This window comes from Dyadobacter sp. AC419 (genome assembly GCF_979253085.1).
Genome location: NZ_CEEDCD010000027.1, coordinates 516,480 through 535,941 on the forward strand (window position 1 = coordinate 516,480; position 19,462 = coordinate 535,941).

Annotated in this window: 12 protein-coding genes; 2 read left to right on the plus strand and 10 right to left on the minus strand. The window is 43.7% G+C overall.

All coding sequences use genetic code 11. From position 1 onward, the window contains the following. Positions 1-26 precede the first annotated feature (26 nt). From AC0IYG_RS27265 to AC0IYG_RS27290, 6 genes are all read right to left on the minus strand, one after another. The gene (locus tag AC0IYG_RS27265) at positions 27-2,402 is read right to left on the minus strand and encodes an ABC transporter permease (RefSeq protein ID WP_471714248.1); all 2,376 of its coding nucleotides are present in this window, start codon (positions 2,400-2,402) and stop codon (positions 27-29) included. 12 nt (positions 2,403-2,414) lie between these two features. Beyond that, positions 2,415-4,826 (minus strand): ABC transporter permease, encoded by a 2,412-nt coding sequence (locus AC0IYG_RS27270; protein WP_471714249.1) that lies wholly within the window; start codon positions 4,824-4,826, stop codon positions 2,415-2,417. Between the two features lie 90 nt (positions 4,827-4,916). Next, positions 4,917-7,319 carry an ABC transporter permease gene (locus tag AC0IYG_RS27275; protein ID WP_471714250.1) on the minus strand — a complete coding sequence of 801 codons (2,403 nt, stop codon included), beginning with the start codon at positions 7,317-7,319 and terminating at the stop codon, positions 4,917-4,919. 148 nt (positions 7,320-7,467) lie between these two features. After that, the gene (locus tag AC0IYG_RS27280; RefSeq protein WP_471714251.1) at positions 7,468-8,646 is read right to left on the minus strand and encodes an outer membrane beta-barrel family protein; all 1,179 of its coding nucleotides are present in this window, start codon (positions 8,644-8,646) and stop codon (positions 7,468-7,470) included. Further along, positions 8,564-9,898 (minus strand): carboxypeptidase-like regulatory domain-containing protein, encoded by a 1,335-nt coding sequence (locus tag AC0IYG_RS27285; RefSeq protein WP_471714252.1) that lies wholly within the window; start codon positions 9,896-9,898, stop codon positions 8,564-8,566. Before AC0IYG_RS27285 ends, AC0IYG_RS27280 begins: the two co-directional genes overlap by 83 nt. Positions 9,899-10,097: 199 nt before the next feature. After that, the gene (locus AC0IYG_RS27290; protein WP_471714253.1) at positions 10,098-10,424 is read right to left on the minus strand and encodes a DUF6249 domain-containing protein; all 327 of its coding nucleotides are present in this window, start codon (positions 10,422-10,424) and stop codon (positions 10,098-10,100) included. A 158-nt stretch (positions 10,425-10,582) separates the two neighbouring features. On the opposite strand from AC0IYG_RS27290, the gene AC0IYG_RS27295 reads away from it, so the two are divergent. Further along, complete coding sequence (locus tag AC0IYG_RS27295) at positions 10,583-11,134, plus strand: RNA polymerase sigma factor (RefSeq protein WP_471714254.1); 552 nt, start codon at positions 10,583-10,585, stop codon at positions 11,132-11,134. Between the two features lie 7 nt (positions 11,135-11,141). Next, on the plus strand, positions 11,142-11,633 hold the full coding sequence (locus AC0IYG_RS27300) for a hypothetical protein (protein WP_471714255.1): 492 nt from the start codon (positions 11,142-11,144) through the stop codon (positions 11,631-11,633). A gap of 20 nt (positions 11,634-11,653) precedes the next feature. Here AC0IYG_RS27300 and AC0IYG_RS27305 read toward each other — a convergent pair whose 3' ends face one another. The 4 genes from AC0IYG_RS27305 to AC0IYG_RS27320 form a co-directional block, all read right to left on the minus strand. After that, a complete protein-coding gene (locus tag AC0IYG_RS27305) occupies positions 11,654-12,028 on the minus strand; it encodes a hypothetical protein (RefSeq protein WP_471714256.1) in 375 nt (124 codons plus the stop codon). 145 nt (positions 12,029-12,173) lie between these two features. After that, the gene (locus AC0IYG_RS27310) at positions 12,174-14,552 is read right to left on the minus strand and encodes an ABC transporter permease (protein WP_471714257.1); all 2,379 of its coding nucleotides are present in this window, start codon (positions 14,550-14,552) and stop codon (positions 12,174-12,176) included. Positions 14,553-14,579: 27 nt separating this feature from the next. Beyond that, positions 14,580-16,994, minus strand: coding sequence for an ABC transporter permease (locus tag AC0IYG_RS27315; RefSeq protein WP_471714258.1), 2,415 nt, complete (start codon positions 16,992-16,994; stop codon positions 14,580-14,582). A 34-nt stretch (positions 16,995-17,028) separates the two neighbouring features. Further along, positions 17,029-19,449: an ABC transporter permease gene (locus AC0IYG_RS27320; RefSeq protein ID WP_471714259.1), complete on the minus strand. Its 2,421-nt coding sequence runs from the start codon at positions 19,447-19,449 to the stop codon at positions 17,029-17,031. Positions 19,450-19,462 lie beyond the last annotated feature (13 nt).

Below are 19,462 nucleotides of genomic sequence, written 5' to 3' on the forward strand. Positions count from 1 at the left end.
GTTTATGATAAATTCACAAAACTGAACTATTCACTTTTTAAAGACTCAACCGGGTTCATTAACGCTGCTTTCACACTTTGAAAACTAATGGTAACCAGTGCGATCACAATGGCCATCAAGCCCGACGCAGCGAATATCCAAACTGGCATTTGAATTTTATAAGTAAAATCCTGCAACCAGTTTTCCATAAAATAGTAAGCGACAGGCATTGCGAGCACGATGGCAACCAGCACGAGCCGAACAAAATCTTTGGAAAGCAATGCAACGATTGCGGCGACAGAAGCGCCAAGCACTTTACGAATCCCGATTTCCTTGGTCCGTGTTTCAGCTGTGAATGTTACCAGCCCGAAAAGGCCCATACAAGCGATAAAAATGGCCAATGCGGTGAAAACGGAAAACATTTTTGACATCCTTATCTCCGTTTTAAATGTCTCGTTAAAGGCATCGTCCAGGAAGTAATATTCGAATGGCTTTTCCTTATCATATTTTTTAAAGATTGCACCGATCTGCGCTACTTTCGCCTGAATGTCGGTTTTGGGATCGAGTCGCGCGTAAAGCACGCCGCGTTGTCCGGGAAAGTTGAGAATGTTGGTCGTATCGCTAACAATGAACAATTCCATTGCCTTAATGCCGCCTTGCAAAGAGGTGAAATGAAAGTCTTTTACAATGCCCGCAATCTCATCTTTTTCACCAATCAATTGTCCGACGGGATCGCCTTGTATGCCGAGTTCTTTGACCGCAGCCTCATTAATGAGCACGTGATTCCGGTTTTTCATCACACCCGCAGCGAGTTTATTTTTCCACTGCATTCCCAGGGTTTCCATGAATTGATTGTCAGTGACCATGTTAGCAACGCCAACATCCTTTTGGGTTGTGAGATTTTTGGTAAACCACATATTATAGCCCTTGAAAAGCCCTGCGTTGGTAACCGTCACATTTTGTACGCCTACTTGCTGTTTGATCTCATCGCGCAGTGGAAAAAAGCTTGTGGCAACGGTTGAAGTCAATGGAATGGTCAGAATTTGATCTTTGTAAAGTCCGAGCTTCTTGTTTTGCATGTAACTAAGCTGACTTTTTACCACCAAACTGGAAATGATAAGCGCTATGGAAACAGTAAATTGAAACACCATAAACAGTTTCCTAACCGTGGTTCCGCTGCGATTTCCACCTAAACGTCCTTTAAGCACTTGAAGCGGTGCAAAGCCGGATAATATCAGCGCTGGATAACTGCCGGCAACCAATGCAGAAACGAGCAGTAAGACGATCAGAAAGCCCAAAAACGACGGTGATATCAGAAATGAAGCGTCAATGCGCAGGTTGAGCAGATCGTAAAATGGCTGCCTTAATAATTGAACAAACAAAAATGCCAGCCCAAAGGCCAGCACGCATAACAAAACCGATTCAATGTAAAATTGCTTTACCAGTCCGCTCCTGCCTGCGCCAACCACTTTCCTTACGCCCACTTCCTTTGCCCGCAATGTTGCGCGGGCGGTGGTAAGACTCATGTAATTGAATAAGGCGAGAAAAAGAATCAATATGGCAACTCCGGTAAAAATGGAAATGAGCTTCGAATTTCCAGAGTCATTGAAATTGTTGCCTAAATGTGTGCTTGTGAATGATTCCAGCGTGTAATTGGCCTCGGCGTCGAATGCGCCTGTGCGGTTTCCTTCACGTTTAATGTTTTTCTCCACCCCCGCAACCGATCCTTTCGAATCCAGCAAAAGATAGAGATTAAATGCACCTGCATGATCCCAAGCTTCTTTATTGTGTTCGCTTAACGCAGGAAATGTGACGGACGAAGCGATGAAATCGAAGTTGAATGTGGAGTTGGAAGGCGGGTTTTCGGCGACACCGGTAATTTGCATCGGGTGCGTTCCCTGATAGATTAATGTTTTACCGATCGGGTCTGAGTCGCCAAAATATTTGGTTGCTGCCCGTTCAGAAATCACCAAATCAAAAGGCTTTTCGAGAACAGATTTTTTGTTGCCTTTTATCAGGTTAAAAGAAAAAACATTGAAGATGGAAGGATCGGCAAACATAAAATTTTGCTCGTAAAACGCCTCAGAAGGCCGGTCAGGATTTTTGATAACAACCTTGTCCACAACCGTGTTTACGCGCACATAATCCTTTACTTGCGGATTATATTCTTTCAATGCCGGCCCCAATTTGACGGAAAATGAATTGAACTGCATATCCGTATCGCCCATTTTCACTTTGGCCAGGAGCCTGTAAATCCGCTTGTGATTGGCGTGAAACTGATCATAGCTGAACTCATGCACAACAAACATCAGGATCAACACGGAAACCGCCATGCCGGAAGCCAAACCGAAAATGTTGATGAAAGAATAAGTCTTATTCCTGGCCAGATTTCTGAGGGCGATTTTCAGATAATTTTTCAGCATATATCGGGTTGGTTATTCGCTTTTCAATGCTTTGACAGGGTTCATCAATGCTGCTTTAATGCTTTGGAAACTTACTGTCATCAATGCAATAGCAATGGCTGCTATGCCTGCTGCGACAAATGTCCAGGGGCTGATCGTAATCTGGTAAGCAAAGTCTGCGAGCCATTTATTCATGCCATACCAAGCTGCTGGCGTGGCAATGGCGATGGCAATGAGCATTAGTTTTACAAAATCTCTGGATAGCAGCAGCACAATGCTGGCAACGGATGCACCAAGCACTTTTCTCACGCCGATTTCTTTTGTTCTTTGCTCAGAGATGAACGCGATCAATGCAAATAAACCCATGCAGGAAATAAAGATCGTTATGCCGGAAAACACACCCAGGATTGAAGAAACACGCTTTTCTGCTTTATACATGGTGTCGAATTCCTGATCCAGGAAATGATATTCAAATGGACGAGTCGGGAAATTCACCTTCCAGCTTTTCTCTAAAAGTGCCAGCGCCTGTGCTGAATTGGCTCCTACAATTTTCACCATTACTTTTCCAAAATAATTGTATTCCGGAATGATTGCAATCGGGCCTATTTTCTCATGTAAAGATCTGAAATGGAAGTCTTTGGCAACCGCTTTAACTTCGCCTGTTCTTCCGTTCATATTGACAGCTTTTCCAATGGCAGTAACCGGCGTCCAGCCCAATGCCTTCACTGCGGATTCGTTCAAAATGAAGGCAAACTTGCGTAATGCAGCGGAATCTGCTGTCGCTCTGAGAATGTCCGTATCATTGAAATTTTGTCCGGTGATCAGTTGCATGCCTAATGTTGGCACAAAATCCTTTTCTACCGGAATGGCCGTAATGTTCAGCTGAAAATTCTGCGGCTTATCATTGGCTGTAATCGTATAACCGCCCTGCACATTCACCGGCGAATCGTAGGAAGCCGTTACAGATTTTACAATCGGACTGTTAAGTAACTCGCCCTTCATTGCAGACAGCTTGCTCATTGAAATGCCTGAACTGACGTCCATAACAATAATTTGCGAAGGATTAATGCCCAGGTTTTTGTTTTGGATAAATTGTAATTGCTGATTTGCAATAATAGTCCCGATAATGAAGAGAATGGAAATGGTGAATTGGAAAACAACCAATGAACTGCGAAGCCCGCTGCCGCCTGAGCTTGTTAATAATTTACCCTTCAAAACTTTAACCGGCTCAAAACCTGAAAGAACTGCTGCCGGATAAACGCCTGACAACAAAGTAACCGCCACGCCAAGCACAATCAGCAATAAAACCACAGAATAGGCTGGCCAAACCTGGAAACCCAGATCATTGTCGGTCAAGTTGCTGATTAAAGGAAATCCGAGGAATGAAATGAGCAAGCCGAAGACGATCGCAACGACTGTAATTAATCCGCATTCAAATAAATATTGTCTGAAAACCTGCGCACGCGCCGCGCCCATCACCTTACGCACGCCTACTTCACGCGCTCTTACGGCAGAACGCGCCGTTACAAGATTGATAAAATTAATACAGGCAATTACCAGAATCAGTAATGCGACGCCGGAAAGGATGTAAATGTATTTATAATTGCCGCTTGCTTCCATACCAGCAGAAACCTTAGAATAAAGGTGAATGCGGTTAAATGGTTCGAGTTCAAGTTTTACTTTGGAAGACGGATCTTGCGGATTGTTCAGATTTTTAGCTGCAAACTGGTCAATTTTTGCTTGCAAGGCCGCCACCTTGGCTTCGGGTTGAAGCAGCAGATAAGTGTAGTCATTTGCGGAATCGAAAGCCTCGGATTTGGAGCGGGGCAATGTGCTATAACTTCCTAACCAATTGAACTTGATGTGCGAATAAGAAGGCGCGTCTGCAATGACACCCGTCACCTGCATCGTAAGGTTTTCATTCATGGTGACGGTTTTGCCTATCGCGCTCGCGTCGCCAAAATATTTTTTAGCGGTTGTCTGATCAATAATAACAGAATTGGGCTGCGACAATGCTGTGGCCTGATCGCCTTGAAGGAATTGCGCTGGGAAAATCTTAAAAAATGAAGAATCAGCGAACAGAATCTTCTTTTCATTGAATAACTTTTCATCATATTTCACCGCCACCGAGCTTCCGCCTCCGTACGCATACAAGCGAACGGCTTCCTTAACCTCCCCGAATTCTCTTGAAAATACGGGTGCAACGGCGGTGGGCGTGACTGCAATATTGACCGGCTCGCTATCGCCTGCCTGATAAAACAGATTAACCCTTACAATGTGGTCGCCATTTGGCTGAAAACGGTCATAGCGCACTTCGTGCAATACATAAGTCGCTAGCAGAAGAAAGCATCCAATCCCTAATGAAAGGCCGATGATGCTTATAAATGAATTGGTTTTGTACTTCCGGAGATTCCGGACGGCGATCTTGAAATAATTTTGAAACATTTTTTTGATGATTTGGCTGCGAGCAAAAATGCTAGCAGCCTGTTGGTTAAATGGTATTTTTATTTCAAAATAGAACGCTGAGAGTAACGCTTACTCACTTTTCAGTGACTTCACGGGATTCATTAATGCTGCTTTAATGCTTTGAAAACTAATGGTAAATAAGGCGATTGCAATAGAGACGATTGCCGCAAATGCGAAAACGCCCCAGCTGATTTTGGTATGATAAGCGAAATCCTGCAACCACGTGTCCATCGCATACCAGGCTATGGGTGAAGCGATTACAATGGCAATGATGACTAATTTGAGAAAATCATTGGAAAGCATCACGACTAAACTGGTTACGGAAGCACCTAAAACTTTACGGACGCCGATCTCCTTCGTTCTGATCTCGGCCATAAACATAGATAAGCCGAGTAAACCCATGCAGGAAATAAAAATCGCTATGCCTGAAAATACGGTAAAAAGAAGTTGTTGAGTTTGTTCCGTCGCATACAATACGCCGAATTTTTGATCCAGAAATTCGTAAGTGAATGGCCGTTCCGGAAATTGTTTTTGCCAGACATTTTCAATGTGCGCCAACGCGTCTTTCATGTTTCGGCCCGAAACGCGAACAGACATCCAGCCAAGACGATCCGTCTGCGCAAACATTACAATGGGCGCGACTTTCTGATGCAGTGATTCGAAATGATAATCCTTGGTAACGCCAACGATCTGCCCGCGGATGTCGCCGTAACCGAAACGATTGCCAATGGCGTCAGCCGGATTTTTCCAGCCTAACAGCTTAATGGCGGTTTCATTGAGGATAAAACCATTGGTTTTGTCTGTCGAGAATGCTCTTGAAAAGTTACGCCCTGCCGCCATTTCAATCTGATATGCCGTGATAAAGTCCTCGTCGACGGACAAAGATTTAATATCAATCTCTGCCGGGGCCATAGAATCGCCCCGCATCACAAACGCACCCCAAGAATCCAGTAACCGGCCGGAAGGAATGCGCGACGAGCGGCCTACTTCGACAATGTTGGCATTTTCTTTGAGCTGTTGTTTAATGCTTTCGAAATTCACCGCGGAATCACTGCCAGCGCGAAGCAGCACAACCTGATCTTTGGAATAACCTAGCTTGTAGTTTCTAATGTATTTCATCTGGCTGTAAACCACTGCTGTGCAAATAATGAGCACTACGGCGATCGCGAATTGTGTCACGACGAGCCCTTGGCGCAATTTCCCATTTTTCAGCGCAGAAGCAATGCGGCCTTTGAACACGCTTAACGGCTGAAAAGAAGTCATAAAAAAAGCAGGATAACTTCCGGCAATCAATCCGGTAAATAGGGTGATCCCTAATACGATGCAAAGGAAAACAGGATCCAATAATGCATTGAATGAAAGCTGCTTTTGGGTAAAATTGTTTAAAACCGGAAGGCATAACACGACCAAAACAATCGCGAAAAACAGCGAAACAAACACCAGCAGAATGGATTCACTTAAAAATTGCCGAACAAGCTGATGTCTGACCGCGCCGATCACTTTGCGCATACCCACCTCTTTGGCGCGCGTGGCCGAGCGCGCGGTTGCCAGGTTCATATAATTGATGCAGGCAATGATCAGAATGAAGATAGCGATGGCTGAAAACAAATAAACATACTGAATGTCACCATTCGCCTCTATCTCCGAATCCAGGTGCGAGCGCAAATGAATGTCTGTTAGTTTAGTGAGATTAAGTCTCGAATAAGTTGATGCTTTGGGATCAATGTGGCGGTTTTGAAATGCGGGGAAGGCTTTAACAAGCTTTTGCGGATCGTAGTTTTTTGGTAAAAGCAAAAAGGTTGAAAATGAATTGTTACCCCAGTTACTCCTCAGACCTTCGGCGCCATAAACGCGATCATCATTGAGTGTGGAAAACGAAATCAGGACTTCTGGATGAAAGTGTGACTGCGATGGCAATGGTTCAAAAACGCCGGTTACAGTATAATCAAACTGGTTTTCCATCCTGACGATCTTACCAATCGGATCTTCTTTTCCGAAATACTTCTCGGCCATTGGTTTGGAAAACATTATTGAGAATGGGTTTTCCAAAGCCTTATTAGCATTGCCCTGCATTACATTAAATGAGAACACTTTAAATATGTTTGCCTCAGCCGCAAAGACATTTTCCTCATTATAAACATGATCGCCATATTGGATTAACCCGCTAAAATCCAGCAGCCGGGTTACTTGCTCTACTTCGGGAAAATCTTGCTTGACTAGCGGACCGAAAGGCGGCGCTGCGTGTCCCAAACGTAGGGATTCAGACCCGTCTTTTGATAGAAATGTTCGGTTTAAGCGGTAAACCCGCTCTGCATTGGCATGGAATCTGTCATAACTCAATTCGTCTTTGACATACAATGACAAAAGCAGAAAACAAGACAGCCCAATGGCGACGCCTGAAATGTTAATGAAGCTGAACGTCTTGTGTTTCAGCAAATTTCTAAGGGCAATTTTGATATAGTTTTGAAACATGGCTACTGTGGATTTAGGCTATCAGCAATCGGCTGTCGGCTGACGCTAAATCCCACAGCAACAATTTTGTGCCATTGGTTTAATACATTGAAAAACAACATATTAAACCAATGGATAGCGTTCGATAACGGACAGTGTTGTTCGCAAATTAGTTTTGAACGTCGTCGTTTCTGATGCTACGTTTGTTCTTCTTGATGGCTTCCTTCAAACGTCCGAATTTGTAATTTAAGCTGACGTTAAAATAGCGGAAGTAATCCCTGCGGTCGTTGAAATAGTTGAAGTTCGGACCGGATGTTTCGGTGTGATAATTTCTGAATTTGGTAAATGGATTGTTTACGGCAGCCGAAAACGAGAGTTTGTCTTTGATAACGTCCTTACTGACGCTGAACGAAGGGCTGATCATGGAATTGGATGTTCCCTGTAAATTCACACTCGGCCCCAGGGCGACCAAATTGGCATTGATCCGCCATTCCTTTTCAAGTTTATAACCGGTTGATGCGGAGATCTGATACATTACACCGCTGTTCGTAATTTCAGCACCATTGACAATGCCCGTCACTTTTCCGTGCGCAATGCGCATGTTCATGCTGAAATTCCACTTTTTGGTGATCGGATAATTAAGGTTCACATTTCCGTTGATCAGCCGCGCACGACCCGTGTTGCCAAATGATGTGCGTGTAATTTCGGTTTCAGGATTGTAAACTGCCACAGCGAAAATCAGATCTTTGAACTGCGTTAATCCAACTCCAAAATTTAACGACGCTTTCTTGGACTTGCTATAAACCAATTGCAGATCGTGCACAAACGCGGGACGCAAGCCTGGATTACCGGTCCTTTCAAAGCTCGGATTCGTACGATCAATGAAGGGATTGAGTTGATAAATTCCGGGACGTTGAATGCGTTGGGTGTAACCGAAGTTGATGCCTGCATTGTCTTTCAATTTCCGGTTAACAGACACGGACGGAATGACATTAAAGTAGTTTTGCTTCACCTTAGAATCTGTTGAAACAAAATCCGCATTAATGATGGTTTGTTCCACTCTAGCGCCCGCTTTTACGCCCCAGTTTTTGAAATTGTATTGATATGTGTTGTAAGCGCCAAAGACATTTTGTGTGTTATTGAATTTGTTGCTCATGCTTGGATTAATCTCAAAAGTGTTGCTTTCTGCATCGTAAGTGCTGTATTGGAAGTCACTTTTATTGTCACGCATAATGCCTTTCAAACCGGCTTCAATGCTGAGCTTTTTAATGGGATAAACATAATCGACCTGAAAAAGTCTGCTCCGAAAAACTTTGGTCGTTAATCTGTCTGTAATCCGGCGTGTCATAATTGATCCGGTCCGAAATCATCAGATTGCTTTTTTGATTATTATTAAAACCATAGTAACGATAGGAGAAAGTGAGCAGCCTGTTTTTATCCGCTTTAAAGCCTTTTTGATAGTTTAACGCCGCATCCATTCCATCACCGTGGCCAATGTTGTTGTTTCTTACGCTGTAACCTTCGATAATTTCATCATTGGCGTTGATCACCGAAGTCTGTGTTCCTGAACCGTCCGATTTACTTCCGTTGAAGTTCAATTGCCCGCTCAGGAGATTAAGGCTATCCACTTCGTAAGTAAGCTCGTAACCGATATAGCCATTTTTGTTGCCTGATTTAGCATAACTTTCCTGAAACAGCTCGGACGGGTCAGTCCCCAATGCGATCCGGGTTGCGCGGCTGCGTGTGGATGGTGTGTCATACTGACTTCCGCCTGCCAATGCAGTCATGCCGAAGTTGCCAAGTTTGGCCGAAAATGTTCCTCCAAACCCAGGCCCACCAACCGGAAAACGCTCATTGACATTCAATGTCCCGCTATAACCATTGTCGACATTTTTATTGGTGATAATGTTGATAATGCCGGCCAGTCCTTCGGCGTCATATTTGGCGGGAGGCGTCGTAATGACTTCAATTCTAAGGATAGAAGAAGCGGGCATGCTTCTCAAAACTTCCTTATAACTCCTTTCCACCATGCTTGACGGCTTTCCGTTAATCAGAATTTTGAAGTCCGCATTGCCTTTTAAGTAAATGTTCTCGTCACCATCCACGGCCAGAAAGGGCACTTTTCGCATCATTTCAAGCACGCTATAAACCTTACTTTCAGGATCAGCCTGCATGTCGTAAGTGATCCGGTCAGTTTCTTGTTTTACAATGGGCTTAATGGTAGATACGGTCACTTCTTTTAATCCGATAACGATTGAGCTAATGTCGATTACACCTAAATCAACAACGTTTTTTGTGCTGTCGGAAAGATCTACGGCAATGGTTTTTGTTTTGTAACCAATCCCCACGATGACCACGGAATACTTTGAAGATTTTAACTTTTGAAATGAAAACGAACCGTCTGCTTTGGTAAAATCTGCTTTCAGGGCTTTGTTCCCTTCCATTAAATTGATGGTGATAAAATCCAGAGACTTTTGACTTGTAGAATCTCTAACGGATCCGGTAATGGAGCTGCCGGAAGGAGCCAATTGAGCATGCGAATACGCACAAAGCAGCCCGGAGACGAGCAGTGAAATGAGTAATAGGAATAATGATTTCATGGCTAATAAATTATGATGGGCTAATAGATTAAAAGGCATAGCTTTTCCGGCAAGCGTTTTCACGCTTTTAAACTTTCCGGGATGTTTTGAGTTAGAATTCTGCTGCTTGCAAACTGAATAATATGAAGCAAGGCAACATTACAAATGTATACAAAGGTACTTTGTGATGCAAGGTACTATGTCAAATTTTTTAGAGCCATTACTCCACCATTTTTCTTTCAATGATGAAGTTCAGAATCAGGCTGATGCCACCGAAGAGAAAAACCATTGAGAGATACGCAACTCCCTGTCTGAAATTGTAATGATTTTCGAGCAAATGGCCTACCAAAATGCCCAATCCGACGCCGACGAAAAGCATTCCAAATTTTAGCGTAACAAAGCTGGTAAAGCTCTTGCCGCTAAAAATAGATGCGTCGACGCCTTTCTCGATGAGGGCCAGACGTTCGCGGTGCCTTGTGATGAAAAAGACGTAAATTATTCCGAAGATTGACGCAAATACGCCTAGTGATATAATGACTCCGTTCATGACCGTGCTGATTTAAATGTTTTAGTTGCCCATTGGACTCAGCCATGCCAGATTTGGTTACAGATTTTTTCAAAAAAGTTTTTTATAAAAAGTCATCCCACAAACTGTAACCGAAAAGCGATTTCAATGGTCTTATGAGCAGGGAGTAAGCTTAATGCATGAAAAATCAGGGAGACCAGTTCTATGTAGATAATGTTAAAAAAGGAGACCTGGCTTCCTTCACATATCTTGTGGATAAGTATAAAAACATGGCTTACACCATTGCTGTCAAGATATTGGGCAATGCGGAGGATGCGGAAGACGCGGCGCAAGAAAGTTTTGTAAAGGCATTTTTACAGATCAATGACTTTCAGGGCCATGCCAAATTTTCGACCTGGCTTTACACGATTGTTTACCGGACATCGATTTCTAAATTGCAAAAGCATAAAGTTCAGCTTACATCGCTGGACGAAGAACTGACCGAAAATTACAGTCACGACCTTGCAACGCCACAACTGGATCATTTACAGAATGCTGAGCGAGAAGAGTTTGTAAAAGCAGCCATCGCAAAATTGCCAAAAATAGATTCGGTGCTGATTACGTTGTATTATATGAATGAGAATTCGATTGAGGAAATCGAAGAAATCACGGGCTTGTCAGCTTCTAACATTAAGGTGAAGCTGTTTAGAGCGCGAAAAGTTTTGGGGAAAGAATTGCAATTCTTGTTATAAGTGAAGCATGGAAAATAATGAAGAAGCATTCAAGCAACTGTTAAAGACCGTGTCCCCGGAAAGTCCTGGTGCTGATTTCACTGCGCAGATCATGAAAAAAGTAGCTGCGGAAAGTGAAGAAGTGAGGCTTAAACATTTGCTTCAACTAATGCAACCCGAGCGACCTTCTGAATCTTTCACAGTTGATTTGATGCTGAAACTACAACCGGCAGCTGCCAACATTCAATATAAGCCTGTAATTTCCAGCAGAGCCTGGGTCTGGATTGCTGCGAGCATTGTTCTTGCATTAATAGCCTGCATTTTTATTCCAACAGGCCAGCCAGAGCAGGCGTCTCGCATTGTTGGGCTTGTAGATCAGGGGGCGCGTGCTACTTACATTGTCTCGGATAAAATGGATCAGCTTCCTGAGCTTTATTCGCTCTCAATTGTGGGATTGGCCACTTTAATGCTTTTCGATTATTTCATCCGCACTAAAAAAGTAAAACTTGCCAAGTTCTGAGGCTTGGCAAGTCCGTAAAATTATCCTCTGCGGTTATAACGTCCGTTGTCATATCTATTTTGATAAGCAACCAAACGCTGGCGTTGACCTGGCGTCAAGACAGAAATAATGTCTTTTTGTTTTGCTCTTTCCAGTTTTTGAACGCTTTGAAAACTGCTGTATCTTCTGTTTGACATCAGCTGATCATAGTGGTTCTCAATTTTCTTGATCTTATTCTCCTGCTTACGTGACAGCTTCACGATTTCATCCAGCTTATTGATCCGGAATTCTTCATAGGCATTGTCGATGCGGGAGTTGTTAACCGCTGGAACTTCATGACGGTTGTAACGTTGTGCAAAGCTGTTGCCTACTGTCAATGTTACTATTGTTGCGATTGCTAAGATGGTCTTTTTCATGGTTTCTGTTATTAAATTGTTTGTTTATGTAGGTTAGAGGCCCTTTTTCAACAAACGTTTAATTCAACAGAAATCGAATCTACCAACTGACGCACTTAATCTATTAACATCGTTTCCGCATCGACGAATGGTTTTTTACAATGTCTCACTCACTCCTCAGAGACTTTACAGGATTCATTAATGCGGCTTTGATGGCTTGAAAGCTGACGGTCAGCAACGTGATCACAATTGCTGCCGCAGCCGAAACAGCGAAAACCACCCAGCTTAATTCAATGTGATATTCATATTTTTTGAGCCAATCGCTTAGGAAATACAATGCAATAGGCGATGCGATGACGCAGGAAAGGATTACGAGATAAACAAATTCTTTTGACAACAGCGCCCACATCTGCGCCACGCTTGCGCCCAATGCCTTCCGGATTCCGATTTCCTTCGTTCTTTGTTCCGCAGTGTAAGCGGCGAGTCCAAACAATCCAAGGCAAGAAATAAACACAGCTAAAACTGCAAAGACCCGCGCTAGCTTTCCTATGCGTTCTTCTGCCCGGAATTTCGCTTCATATTCTTCGTCTGCAAACTTGAATTCGAATGGTGAATCCGGATCGTGCTTTCTGAAAATGGCTTCAACTTTTTTCAACGATTTCTCAATTGGCGCTCCTGGAAGCAATTTAACGTTGATCAAATTGGCCCATTCGTAATCCATTAAAAAAATCGTAGGAACGGCCGGCTCGTAAGGCGACTGCATTACCATATCTTTGATCACACCCACCACCTGCCGGGGCTTCCCATTGTATCTGATCGTTTTGCCAATAATGTCTTTTATTCCGGTCAACTTTACTGCCGCTTCGTTTAGCACAAAAGCAGCTGTATCCGTTGAAAACTCCCTCGAAAAGTCACGTCCGTCAATAATTTTCCAGCCTATCGTTTTACCAAAATCATGTGTTACCGCAATTGTTCCAAACAAAGGCAGTGATCCGGCTTCCATTCCCTCCCACTCAAAACCAATCTGATTGGAATAAATTCCAGTCGTCGGGCTGGAAGATTCGCTCATTTCTGAGACCACGCCGGATTTCAACAGATCATCTCGCAACGGATAATATTTGCCGTATAAATTTGCTGAAATGTTAATCTGCAACAGCCCTTGTCTGTCATAACCCACCGGCCGGTCCTTCGCATGTTCAATTTGTTGAAAGACAATGATTGTTCCGATAATCAATGTGATAGAAACTGTAAACTGCATCACCACCATCACTTTTCGCGGCACAGCAGACCATTTCCCAATCTTAAATGTGCCTTTAAGGACCGAAAGCGGATTGAATGAAGAAAGGTAAAATGCCGGATAACTTCCGGAAACAAGCCCCGTAAATGCGGAGAATAGTAGCAGCATTGCCCAGAACTGCACATATTGCCATGGGAAACTCACGTGTTTTCCGGAGAGATCATTGAATGCTGGCAATGACACCAACACAATTAACAATGCCAGAACTAATGCAAAAGAAACAACGAGAAACGATTCGCTCAGAAATTGGAAAATGAGCTGGCTGCGCAACGATCCGATGGCTTTACGAATTCCTACTTCTTTGGCGCGTTTTTCTGAACGGGCTGTGCTCAAATTCATAAAATTGATGCAAGCAAGCAGCAGCACAAAAACGCCGATAATGCTGAAAAGCCAAACGAACTGAATGCCGCCGCCCACATTTTTACCATCTTTAAAATCGGAATACAAATGCCAGCTGCTCATCGGATGAAGGAAATATTGCGGCTTATCAGTTTTTGAAAATGCATGTGGAAGTTCGACATCCCGAATTTTCCGGGACACTTTTTCAATGTCGGCATTGTCCGCAACCTGGGCGTAAAACTGGAATGAATGGTTGCCCCACTGCGTCTGCGCTTCCTTGACCCAGTTTTCGGTCAGCAGATAGTCGTTCCATGTCAAAAGCATATTCAGCTCATTGAACTCTGAATTGAACGGAATGTCTTCATATACGCCCGTCACTTTCACGTCCTTCTTGATATCCAGTTTAAGCGTTTTATTCAAAGGATCTTCCTTGCCGAAAAGCGCTGTTGCAACAGATTCTGAGATTACCACTGAGCCAGGCTCTTTTAATGCGGTTTTCAAATCCCCTTTCAACATTCTCAGTGAAAGCATTTCTGGAAGTGCCGGTTGCGCCCACATGCCCGCTTTATTGATTTTCTTATCTCCATTCGCCAGCAAATGCCCGAAATTCCATGAGGACATGGACGTATTTTTGAAATCGGCGCTATACTTATTTGCCATTTCCATCACAGCCGGAAGCGAAACCGCCCGCCCGCTGCCCGTTTGGCCATTGAAGGTCTGATTGATGTAAGCCTGGGTAAGCCGGTCGTAATTTTTATGATATTTATTGAAAGACAATTCATCCCAAACCCAAAGGCCTATGAGCATGGCGACGGCAATGCCAACTGCGAGACCGGCAATGTTAATAAAAGAGTAAACCTTGTTTTTAAGGAGGTTTCGCAGTGCAATTAATAGATAGTTTCTGATCATGGGTTTACTCTTTTTGCGTTTGGATGACTATTCACTTCTTAAAGATGTCACCGGGTTCACTAAAGCTGCTTTGATACTCTGAAAACTTATTGTTATTAATGCAATGACCACCGCTCCGACACCCGCAACGACATAAAGCCAACCGCTAACTTCTACTCTGTAAGTAAAATCCTGCAACCATCCATTCATCACATACCAGGCGATAGGCGACGCAATGACCAATGCGATGACGACAAGTTTGACAAAATCGATGGAAAATAAGCTGAAAATATTAAACGCTGATGCGCCTACGGCCTTCCTTATGCCCATTTCTTTCGTGCGGGACTCGGCCATGAAAGCGACAACGCCATACAAACCAAGACAGCCAATGAAGATTGCAATGCCCGTAAGAATTTTGAACAGGTCAAACAGCTTTTCCTCTTTTTCGTAAAAACTGCTTAGCGTCTGATCCAGGAAAGTGTATTTGAACAAATAATCGGGAAATGTCGCAGACCATACTTTTTCGATCCTTTCAATTTGTTTAGGATCGGAGTTGGCAGCGAGTTTGATGCCGAGCGTTCCATAGTTGTTACGTTCGGTTGTAAGCACGCAAGGAATGATCTCACGGTGCAGACTATATGTATTGAAGTTTTTCACAACGCCTACAATTGGCAACTTATGACTTGAACCCCCAATGGATAGTCGCTTGCCAATGATGTCAGCCGGATTTTTGAAACCCAATTTTTTGACAAAAGCCTCATTCACCACATATTCACGCATTGTGTCGGCGGGCAGATACATTCTTCCAGCAGCCATCGAAAGTCCGTAAGTTCTGACATAAGCCGTGTCCGCGGGCCGCATTACGATTTCAAAATCAAGAAATTCCGTATCATTCTCATATTTGAACACGGTCTGCCAATTGCTTCTGGACATGGGCGTAAACGCACTGAAACTCATTGATTTGATCCCCGGCTCATTTTCCAGTTTAGCATATAATCCTTCTAACACGCCCGGATTTTGCGATGGAATAGGCATACTGATGATTTCGTCTTTCTGAAAGCCAAGATCCAGCGTCCGGAAATATTTCATCTGGCTGTAAGCGATCAATGTTCCGATAAGGACAATTTGAGAAATGGTAAATTGCAAAACGATCAATCCAGAACGCAAACTTGTTTGTCCACGCCCTGCATTACGTATTTTTCCCTTTAATGCAAGAATTGGCTGATAACCCGAAACAACCATTGCAGGATAAGCGCCCGCCAGCATTGTTGTGATAATGGTAAGGGTCGCCAGGAAAAGCAGAATGGAAATATCTTGTACAAAAACAACTCCTTCTGCATTGATATTCAATATATTTGCAACGCTTGGCAACGTTATTTGGGCTACAATCAGTGCCAATATCACTGAAATGAGGGTTATAACAGCTGTTTCAGCGAAATACTGTCTGAGTAATTGTCCTCTTGTGCTGCCAAGCACTTTTCTCACTCCTACTTCCCTCGCACGGCGAAGCGCCTGAGCAGTGGCGAGGTTGATGAAATTTACACAAGCCGTGATAAGTATAAATAATCCCACTAAAACCATCGCCCATATCATTCCTTTGCTGATCGTCCTGCCGGCATAATTAGAAGTTTTAGTACTGAAATGCATTTCCTTAACAGGCTGCAAAACGTAATCTTCTTCCGCTGCATCTTTCGGTTCGCGGTATTTTTTGATAAACGAAACAAGTCGTTCCTCCATTTTTTCCTCCGTCACGAACTCCGGCAACCTAAGATAGATTTGTCCGCCACCGTAAGTGCTCGCCCAATCATCCCAATTTGTAAAAGCGCCATAATCCTTCAAAGAAGCAAAGGAAAGCATGGTGTGAAAAGGAAAATTGGTGGTGGGCGGAGGATCTTTAACGATTCCGGTAACAATGAATGTTTTGTGATTATTAACCAGAATGGTTTTACCCATCGGATCTGCTTTTCCAAAATATTTACGCGCCTGGCTCTCGGCGAGCACCACGCTACCCGGGTTATTTAAGGATGTGGCAGGTGAGCCTTTCAGCCATTGGTAATCAAACAAATTGAAATATTGCGGATCGATAAATGAGACAGCATTGCTCGGTTCTGAATGCTTTTTCCGTGCAGGCCCTTCTCCTATCGTGATCAATGCGTCGCGCAGCGCGTAAGTGCAGCTGATGTAATTTTTCAATTCAGGGAAATCATTTCGGAGCGCGGACAATGCCGGAAGTGGCATGCCCGTTGCATAACCATTGTCTCCTTCTCTTTTGGCATGCTTCAACACACGGTAAGCTTGCTCGATATGCTTATGATGCTGATCAAAGCTCAGCTCATAACGCACCGTAAAGAAAATAAGCAAACAGCAGGCAAGCCCCAACGTGAGACCGACAACATTGATCAGCGTAAAATTCCAATTGCGCCTCAGGTTCCTGAGCGATGTGATGAGATAATTTTTAATCATGGCTGAGTTATGCTTTTAGTGGAAATCATGTCAATTACTCACTCCGCAGGGACTTTACCGGATTCATGAGTGCGGCTTTAATGCTTTGAAAGCTAACAGTTGCGACGGCCGCGAAGACGGCAGCCAGACCTACAAAAACGAAAATCATAGGATTGATTGCAATTCGATAAGCGTAGTTATCGAGCCATTTTTGCATTAAAAACCACGCGACAGGCGTTGCAATCACGATGGCGACGAGCACAAGTTTCACAAAGTCTTTGGAGAGGACAAACACGAGTCCCGATATGCTGGCCCCGAGCACTTTACGGACGCCAATTTCCTTTGTACGCTGCTCCATAACGATCAATGCAATCGCAAATAAACCAAGGCAGGACAAAACGATAGCAATGCCCGAAGCAAGACTAAATACTTTGGATAAATGGCCTTCTTCGCGATACCAGGAATCGGTGTTTTCATCAAGGAATGAGCCGGTGAACTCAGTTTCAGGTGCAACTTCCTTCCACAATGTCCTCATTTTATCCATTGCAACACTCAAACTTTGCGGCGTTACCCGAACAAAAATATAGCTAACCGACTCCGAGCCACCCAAATGCATGGTGATCGGTTTCTTCTCGTTTTTGGATGAATACAAATTAAAATCAGGAACCAGGCCGATAATCTGATATTTCACACCAGCCGAGTCCGTTTGGAAAAACTTACCAACCGGATCTGTTTCGAAGATCATTTTAGCCATGCTTTCTGTAATGATCACGCGGTCAACAGAATCGCTTGGGTAAGCAGGATTGAATTCCCTCCCCGCGATTAATTTGATATTTAATGTTTTCAAATAATCATAATCCACTGAAAGCCAGTCGGTGGAGACTTCTTTTTCCTTAAAAGTAAACCCGATAACACTTCTTGTTGAACTCCGGTCTGCTCCGATGCCGAGATTAACGCCGCTTCCCGTAATGCCGAGAATGCCCGGGTCACCTGCCAATTCGTTCCGCATGCGTTGCAGCACTTTTTTACCATTAATCTTATTGCCAACCGGAATGCTAATCACCTCCTCTTTTTGAAAGCCAAGCGGTTGCTCACGCAAATGATCGACTTGCTGAATCGCGATAATTGTGCAGCATATAAGCAAGCTCGAAAGGGTAAACTGAGCGATAATCAGCGAGTTGCGAAGGACGCCCGGCTTTTTCATGGTGACCTTCCCCTTCAAGACTTCAACGGCATTGAATTTAGACATTTGCCAGGCCGGATAGCCGCCTGCGATCAGCGTAACGACCACAAATAACACAAAAAGCAGAGCAATTTTATCTGGCTCAAACATGTATTCCAAGCTCAGTTTTGTTTGAAAAGTGGCATTAAATGCAGGCAATAACAATGTGGCCAAAATCACGCCTGTCAGAAATCCGAAGAAGCATATGAACGAAGCTTCACCCCAGATTTGAAGAAAAAGCTGATTTTTGAGCGCACCAAGTGATTTGCGGACCCCCACTTCCCTGGCCCGGATAAATGAACGGGCCACATTAAGGTTAATAAAGTTAATGCACGCGATCAGCAGGATAAAAAAGCCGATGCCCATCAATGAAAATATCAGCGCTTTGGGTGATGCTCCGCCACCAGAAATTTGTTTGTCAAAATGCAGGTCAGCCAGGTTTTTTAGGCGCACAGCGAAAATGTCTCCGCGCTCGTCGGGATTAGCACCTTTCTTTTTCAAGCTTTCAATGTTATCGCTAAAATACTTTTTCGCGAATGGTTTTAAACGGTTTTCTAGTGCTGCCTGATCCGCATTTGCCGCAAGCTTTACATAAACAACATGCGACATAGCGTCCCACTGTTCTTTTGCCCGATTGTATTCGCCAGCATTTTCTGTTCTTACAAAAGCATCATATTTAATTGTAGAATTATCAGGGAAATCTTGCAAAACGCCCGTTACGACATATTCCTTACGGTTTTGATCCAACCCAACCATTAAGGATTTACCCATTGGATCTTCGGCTCCGAATATCGCTTTGGCCATATTTTCGCTGATTACAATGCTGCTCAGGTCGCGAAGCGCCGTTTCAGTGCTGCCTTTCAGGAGTGGAAATGTAAAGATTTTGAGGAAATCCTGATCGATATATTTGAGTTGCTTATCGAAATATTTGCCCTTGTATTCCAGCACATCGCTGCCGTTCACCATACGCGTAACATTTTCGATTTCTGGAAATTCCGCTTTAATGGCAGGCGTAAGCGGAAAAGGCATTGTGCCCGAGCTATTCGCCCTTTCAGGATCATTTGAAAAGAAATACACCTGGTAAATTCGGTCTTTCTCTTTATGAAAGTTATCAAATGAAAACTGAAAATATGCAGTCAAAAACAGGAAAGCGCTGATGCAAAACGCAACGGCAAGTCCCGCAATGTTGATAAATGCGTAACCCTTGCTTTTCCAAAGGTTACGAAATGCGATTTTGAGATAATTTCTGAACATTTTGTATGGCTAA